Source organism: Variovorax sp. dw_308 (assembly GCF_019207085.1).
In the GTDB taxonomy this organism is placed as follows: Bacteria; Pseudomonadota; Gammaproteobacteria; order Burkholderiales; family Burkholderiaceae_C; genus Variovorax.
Map to the genome: position 1 here is coordinate 1 of NZ_JAATOM010000062.1, position 5289 is coordinate 5289.

The 5289-nt window shown below is 67.6% G+C and carries 6 protein-coding genes; 1 reads left to right on the forward strand and 5 read right to left on the reverse strand.

What is annotated here, in order from left to right; translation table 11 throughout:
- A partial coding sequence (locus HCU76_RS35990; protein WP_218512018.1) for a hypothetical protein occupies positions 1–191 on the reverse strand: 191 nt, incomplete at its 3' end.
- On the opposite strand from HCU76_RS35990, the gene HCU76_RS35995 reads away from it, so the two are divergent.
- A complete protein-coding gene (locus tag HCU76_RS35995; protein WP_256354746.1) occupies positions 179–1120 on the forward strand; it encodes a DUF2950 domain-containing protein in 942 nt (313 codons plus the stop codon). The two genes, HCU76_RS35990 and HCU76_RS35995, sit on opposite strands and share 13 nt — an antisense overlap.
- Positions 1121–1180: 60 nt before the next feature.
- Here the strand turns inward: HCU76_RS35995 and HCU76_RS36000 are convergent, their stop codons facing one another.
- From HCU76_RS36000 to HCU76_RS36015, 4 genes are all read right to left on the reverse strand, one after another.
- Entirely contained in the window at positions 1181–2866 is a 1686-nt protein-coding gene (locus HCU76_RS36000) for a SulP family inorganic anion transporter (protein ID WP_218512019.1), read from the reverse strand.
- Entirely contained in the window at positions 2847–3011 is a 165-nt protein-coding gene (locus HCU76_RS36005; protein ID WP_218512020.1) for a hypothetical protein, read from the reverse strand. The genes HCU76_RS36000 and HCU76_RS36005 overlap by 20 nt, the downstream gene beginning before the upstream one ends.
- Positions 3012–3026: 15 nt before the next feature.
- Complete coding sequence (ppk2, locus tag HCU76_RS36010; protein ID WP_218512021.1) at positions 3027–3911, reverse strand: polyphosphate kinase 2; 885 nt, start codon at positions 3909–3911, stop codon at positions 3027–3029.
- A 179-nt stretch (positions 3912–4090) separates the two neighbouring features.
- The gene (locus HCU76_RS36015; protein ID WP_218512022.1) at positions 4091–5155 is read right to left on the reverse strand and encodes an AraC family transcriptional regulator; all 1065 of its coding nucleotides are present in this window, start codon (positions 5153–5155) and stop codon (positions 4091–4093) included.
- Positions 5156–5289 lie beyond the last annotated feature (134 nt).

The window sequence follows — 5289 nt, forward strand, 5'->3', positions numbered from 1 at the left end:
GCGGCGGTGCTGGCGCTGGCGGTGGCGCGCAGGCTGGCGGAGGGGCGCGGGCCGGCGGTGGTGCGCATGCTGGCGGTGGCGCCCGCGCCGGTGGCGGCGGTGGTGGTGCTCGCGGCGGCGGCGGCGGCGGCGGCGGTGGCGGTCGAGGCGGCGGCGGACGCCGTTAGGAGACTCTGGCATGGCGCACTCAACCAACACGAAGACCCGGACCATGTTCCTGCAGACACACTCCTTCAGCGCCCTCGCCTCGACGGCGGCGGTCGCGCTTGCGCTGTCGCTGGCGCCCGGCGCCTCGATCGCCCAACGGGCCTATTCCACGCCCGACGCCGCATCCCAGGCCTTGGTCGACGCCATTGCGAGCAGCGACCTCGAGGCCCTGCGCACGGTGCTGGGGCCCGACTGGCGACGCTTCATTCCTGAAGGCAGCCTCGACCGGGATGACGTCTACGATTTCCTCGGCGCCTGGGCACGGCAGCACAAGACCGTGCTCGAGAAGCCCGACACCGCGGTGCTTGCCGCCGGAGACGGCGACTGGACGCTGCCCATCCCGATCATCAAGCGCGCCGGTGGATGGCACTTCGACACGCATGCAGGCGCAGACCAGATGCGCACGCGCATCATCGGCCGCAACGAGCTGGCCGCGATGCAGGCTGTGCTCGCCTATTTCGACGCGCAGAAGGAATATGCGCTCAAGGACCGCGACGGCAATGCCGTGCTGGAGTACGCGGAGAAATTCGCGAGTTCGCCCGGCAAGCATGATGGCTTGTACTGGCCTGACGCGCCGGGCCAGGACCGCAGTCCGCTCGGCCCGCTCTATGCCGGAGGCAATGCCGGCGAGGGCTACCACGGCTATGACTTCAAGATCCTCAAGGCCCAGGGCAAGGATGCGCCAGGCGGCGCCTACAGCTATGTCCTGGGGGGGCGCATGCGCAGCGGCTTCGCATTGATCGCATGGCCCAGGCAGTACGGAAAGACCGGCGTCATGAGTTTCATGGTGAACCACGACGGCGTCGTCTACGAGAAGGACCTGGGCGCGGGCACCGACGCCGCGGCACGTGCCATGACGACGTTCAATCCCGGCCCGGGCTGGAGCAAGGCCCCGGCGGCGTCTCCAGGCTGAGGCTGCCGCGCCGCCGGGTTCCTTCCTGCCGGTGCCGCCATTGCGCGGCGCGCCGGCGCTTCATTTCACGAATCGCGCAACAGCCTGCTCCGTGTTGAGGATCATCCGTTCGCGCCCCAGCGTCTGGCCCAGCGGCGATCTCTGCACCATCTCGAGCACGCCCGGGTTCAGCCGCGTGAGCCACAGGGCGGTGCCGCTGTCGCTCAGCCTCTTTTCGGCTTCGATCAGCATCTTGAGCGCGGTGTACTCGAGATCGAACACGCCACCCATGTCCAGCACCACCACCTTGGGCCGCGCCTCGTCCACGAAGGCCTGCGCCTTGCGTCCGACCTGCTGCGCATTGGCGAAGTAGACGCGCCCTTCCGGCCGCAGTATCAGCAGGCCCGGGAAAACCTCATCCTCGGGGTGCTCGGGGCTTCGGGGGCGGAACACGTTGGTGCCGGGCTTGCGTCCCAGCACATGAACGGGCGGGTCCGACATCTGGTAGGCCAGTGCCACAAGCGAAACGACGATTGCCGCGACGATGCCCTGCAGCGTGCCGAGCAGCACCACGCCGGCCGCGGCCACCAGCGCCCAGACGAACTCCGTGCGCCGCACGCGGATGATGGCCCTGAATTCCGCAGGCTTGATGAGCCCGACCGAATAGACGATCACCACCGCGGCCAGGGTGGCGTGTGGCATCAGCCCGATGAAAGGCGCGAGGAGCAGCGCCGTCAGCAGCGCAGCCGCGGCCGTGACCAGTTCCGCCAGCTGGGTGCGTGCACCCGCGAGCCGGTTCACCGCCGTCTGCGTGGTGCCGCCGCCAGCGGGCATCGCGCCCAGCAGCGCACCGCCCGCAGTCGCCAGGCCGGTGGCCAGCAGTTCCCGGTTCGGTTGCGGCACCGGCTCTCCGGTTTGCGCGAAGGCGCGCCCGGCCGCGATCGTCTCGGTGAAGCTCATCAGCGCGATGCCCAGTGCGGCGGGCCACAGCTGCGCGAGCAGGTGCACGTCCGGGAGCGTCACGGCCGGCAGGCCGGTGGGGACCGTACCCACGGCCTCCACGCCGTAGCGGTCCAGTCCCAGCAACTTCATCGCGGCGATGCTGCCGGCCACCGCGATCAGCGGCGCGGGTGCACGCGGGGTGAAGTGCTCCATCGCCACGAGCACGGCCACCGTGGTCGCGCCGACGGCGAGTGTCGCCAGCGAAGTCTCCGGAATGCCCTGCACGATGTGGAGCAGGTTCTGCAGGAACGATCCCTTCGCGAAATGGATGCCCAGCAGCTTGGGTAACTGGTCCAGCACGATCACGATGCCGATGCCGGCCTTGAAGCCGACCAGCACCGGCTCCGAGATGAAGTTGGCGACGAAGCCCAGCCGCAACAGGCCGGCGAGCACGAGGACGGCCCCCGAGAGCAGCGTCAGCGTGGCGCAGGCGGTCACGATGCTCGCCGCGCCATCGCCCGACGTGACCGCCGCCAGCGCCGAACCCGTCAGGATCGCCAGCGTCGTGGTGGTGCTCACGCTGAGCGGGCGGGACGTTCCGAGCAGCGCATAAATGACCATCGGCACGAACACCGTGTAGAGGCCGACCTGCACGGGCAGGCCCGCGATGGTCGCGTAGGCCAGCGCCTTGGGAATGACGACGGCGGCGGCAATCAGCCCGGCGACGACGTCGGGCTTGAGCCACCCGGATTGGTAGGCGCGGATCCAGTCCGGCACCCCGAAGCGTGCCGGCGACGCCGGCGCGTCAGCGTGTTGCTGCTGCATCGCCACTGCGCAGGTGGCATTGCGCGATGCGGGCCGCGGTGTCGTGCGGGTCGGGCAAGTCCTCGAAGCCGGGACGCCTTGCCAGCTTGCGCACCGCCACTCGCCGGCCATCGAACTGCAGGCTCACCGGAAGGAACAGGCCCATGGCGCGCCCCGGGTCCTAGTAGATCTCGGGGATGAACCTGAGCGGCACCGGAGGCTCCTTGTAGTCGCCGCGTTGCTGGCGCTTGGGCAGCTTCACCTTTTCCCGCGGCAGCTTCTCGTAGGGAATGTGTTCCAGCATGTGTTTGATGATGTTGAGCCGGGCGCGCTTCTTGTCGTCGGAACGCACGATGAACCATGGCGACGACGGCAGGTCCGTGGCCTGGAGCATGTCGTCGCGCGCGCGCGAATAGTCGTACCAGCGGCCATAGGACTTGAGGTCCATGCCCGTGAGCTTCCAGATCTTGCGCCCGTCGTCGATGCGCTGCGTCAGCCGGCGAGTCTGCTCCTCGGGCGTCACCTCGAGCCAGTACTTCAGCAGGATCACGCCCGACTGGATGATCGCCTGCTCGACCAGCGGCGTCGCCGTCAGGAAGTCCCTGACCTGGCTTTCGGAGGCGAAGCCCATGACGCGCTCCACGCCAGCGCGGTTGTACCAGCTTCGGTCGAAGATCACGACCTCGCCGGCCGCCGGCAGGTGCGGGATATAGCGCTGGATGTACATCTGGCTTTTCTGTCGTTCGCTGGGGGCCGGCAAGGCCACCACGCGGAAGATCCGGGGACTCACGCGCTCGGTGATCGCCTTGATGGTGCCGCCCTTGCCTGCCCCGTCGCGCCCCTCGAACAGCACGCAGACCTTCAGGCCAGCGTGCTGGACCCACTGCTGCAAGCGCACCAGTTCGACATGCAGCTCCTTGAGCGACCGCAGATACACCTTGCTCGACAGCGGCTTGTCGTGCTCCGACACTGCCGCGGCGTCGTTCTCCTGCACCGACGCATCCTCCGCAGGAGGGTCGGCCTCGGCCCGATGAGCATGGTGATGACCCTTCTTGTTTCGTTCCATGACGCTCTCCTGTTGAAAATGGAGCCTCGACGCAACCATCATGCTGCCGGATGCGGCAGGTCGGTGCGCGCGGCTGCATCGATCCGCTGCCCGCCCTCGCGTGATCGCGCGCTCACGCGGGGGCGTCCAGGGGGCATCCTGATGCTATGCCCCGCCGAAGCCCGCGCGATTGATGCAGATCAATCCGGCGCGGTCTTGCGGGTCGGCGCCTCGAAGCTTCTGTCCGACCCCCGGGCATCCGCGCGATGCATGCCTTCCTCGCGCTCCCGCCACCTCGACGGCAGCAGCCCGAACTGGGCGGTGAACCAGCGCGTGAACGAACCCTGCGTGCTGTAGCCGAGCAGGTCGGAGATCCGGTTGAGGCTGAACTTGGGGTTCTCCATGTAGCGAGGAGCCAGTTCGGACCGCACCGCATTGAGCAGGGACGTGAAGCTCGCCCCCGCTTCATCGAGTTGCCTCTGCATCGAACGCACGCTCATGCCCAAGCCCAGCGCCACGGTTTCGCTGGTGGCCCGTCCCATGGGCAACATCAGGTAGATCGCCCTGCGCACCTCCAGCACAACCGAATGCACATGCGACTGCGGCAGCGATTCGACGAATTGCCGGGCGTAGCGTGCCATGGCCGGGTCGGCATGCGGGTTGGGCGCCTCCAGGTCCTTCGCAGCGAAGACGATGCCGTTGAACTCGCTGTCGAATACGAGCCTGCAGGCGAACAAGCGGTTGTGCAGGCGCAGGTCGGAGGGCGCCGAGTGGACGAAGTTGACGCTGTTGGGCTGCCATTGCGCGCCCATGAGGGCCTTGCACATCCTGAAGACAGCGCCCAGTGCCAGTTCGGTGCCCTGTCGACCCAGCTTCGTGGCCACCAGCTCCTGCCGCAGGATCACCAGGCTGCCGGCATCCTCGAGCTGCATCGCCAGGCTGTCGTTGAGCAGGTGCCTGTAATCGATGGTGGTGACGAGCGCATCGCGCAAGGTCGCCTGGTGGGTGATCAGCAAGCTCACGACGCCGAAGTTCGACAGCTGCCGCGACTCCGCCATTCGCAGGCCGAAGGTGTCACAGCCCGAGCCGGCCGCCGCCTCCTCGAGCAAGGCCACCACCGCATCCGCCGAAATGCGCTGCTCGGGATCCTTCAGCAGGCTCTGGCTGAGGCCCGCATGCCGCAGGGCCTCCCTGGGATTGAAGCCGAGGCTCTCGGCGACCTCCAGGAAGTTGGTCAGGGCGGCGGCACGAACCAGCGGGACCATGGTGTGAACGGTGAATTCAGAGCACGGATTCTGGCATGAAAAGCGAAATGCATGTCGCAACTTGCGAAGCGTCACTTCGTCGCGATCCATACAGTTCCATCATCGATCCAACACCCATTCAGGAGACACGAACA

What these genes read in the sequence shown, in the direction of transcription:
- HCU76_RS36015 (WP_218512022.1), bottom strand. Translation starts at nt 5,155, where the DNA reads ATGGTCCCGCTGGTTCGTGCCGCCGCCCTGACCAACTTCCTGGAGGTC.
- HCU76_RS36005 (WP_218512020.1), bottom strand. Translation starts at nt 3,011, where the DNA reads ATGGGCCTGTTCCTTCCGGTGAGCCTGCAGTTCGATGGCCGGCGAGTG.
- HCU76_RS36000 (WP_218512019.1), bottom strand. Translation starts at nt 2,866, where the DNA reads ATGCAGCAGCAACACGCTGACGCGCCGGCGTCGCCGGCACGCTTCGGG.
- ppk2 (WP_218512021.1), bottom strand. Translation starts at nt 3,911, where the DNA reads ATGGAACGAAACAAGAAGGGTCATCACCATGCTCATCGGGCCGAGGCC.
- HCU76_RS35995 (WP_256354746.1), top strand. Translation starts at nt 179, where the DNA reads ATGGCGCACTCAACCAACACGAAGACCCGGACCATGTTCCTGCAGACA.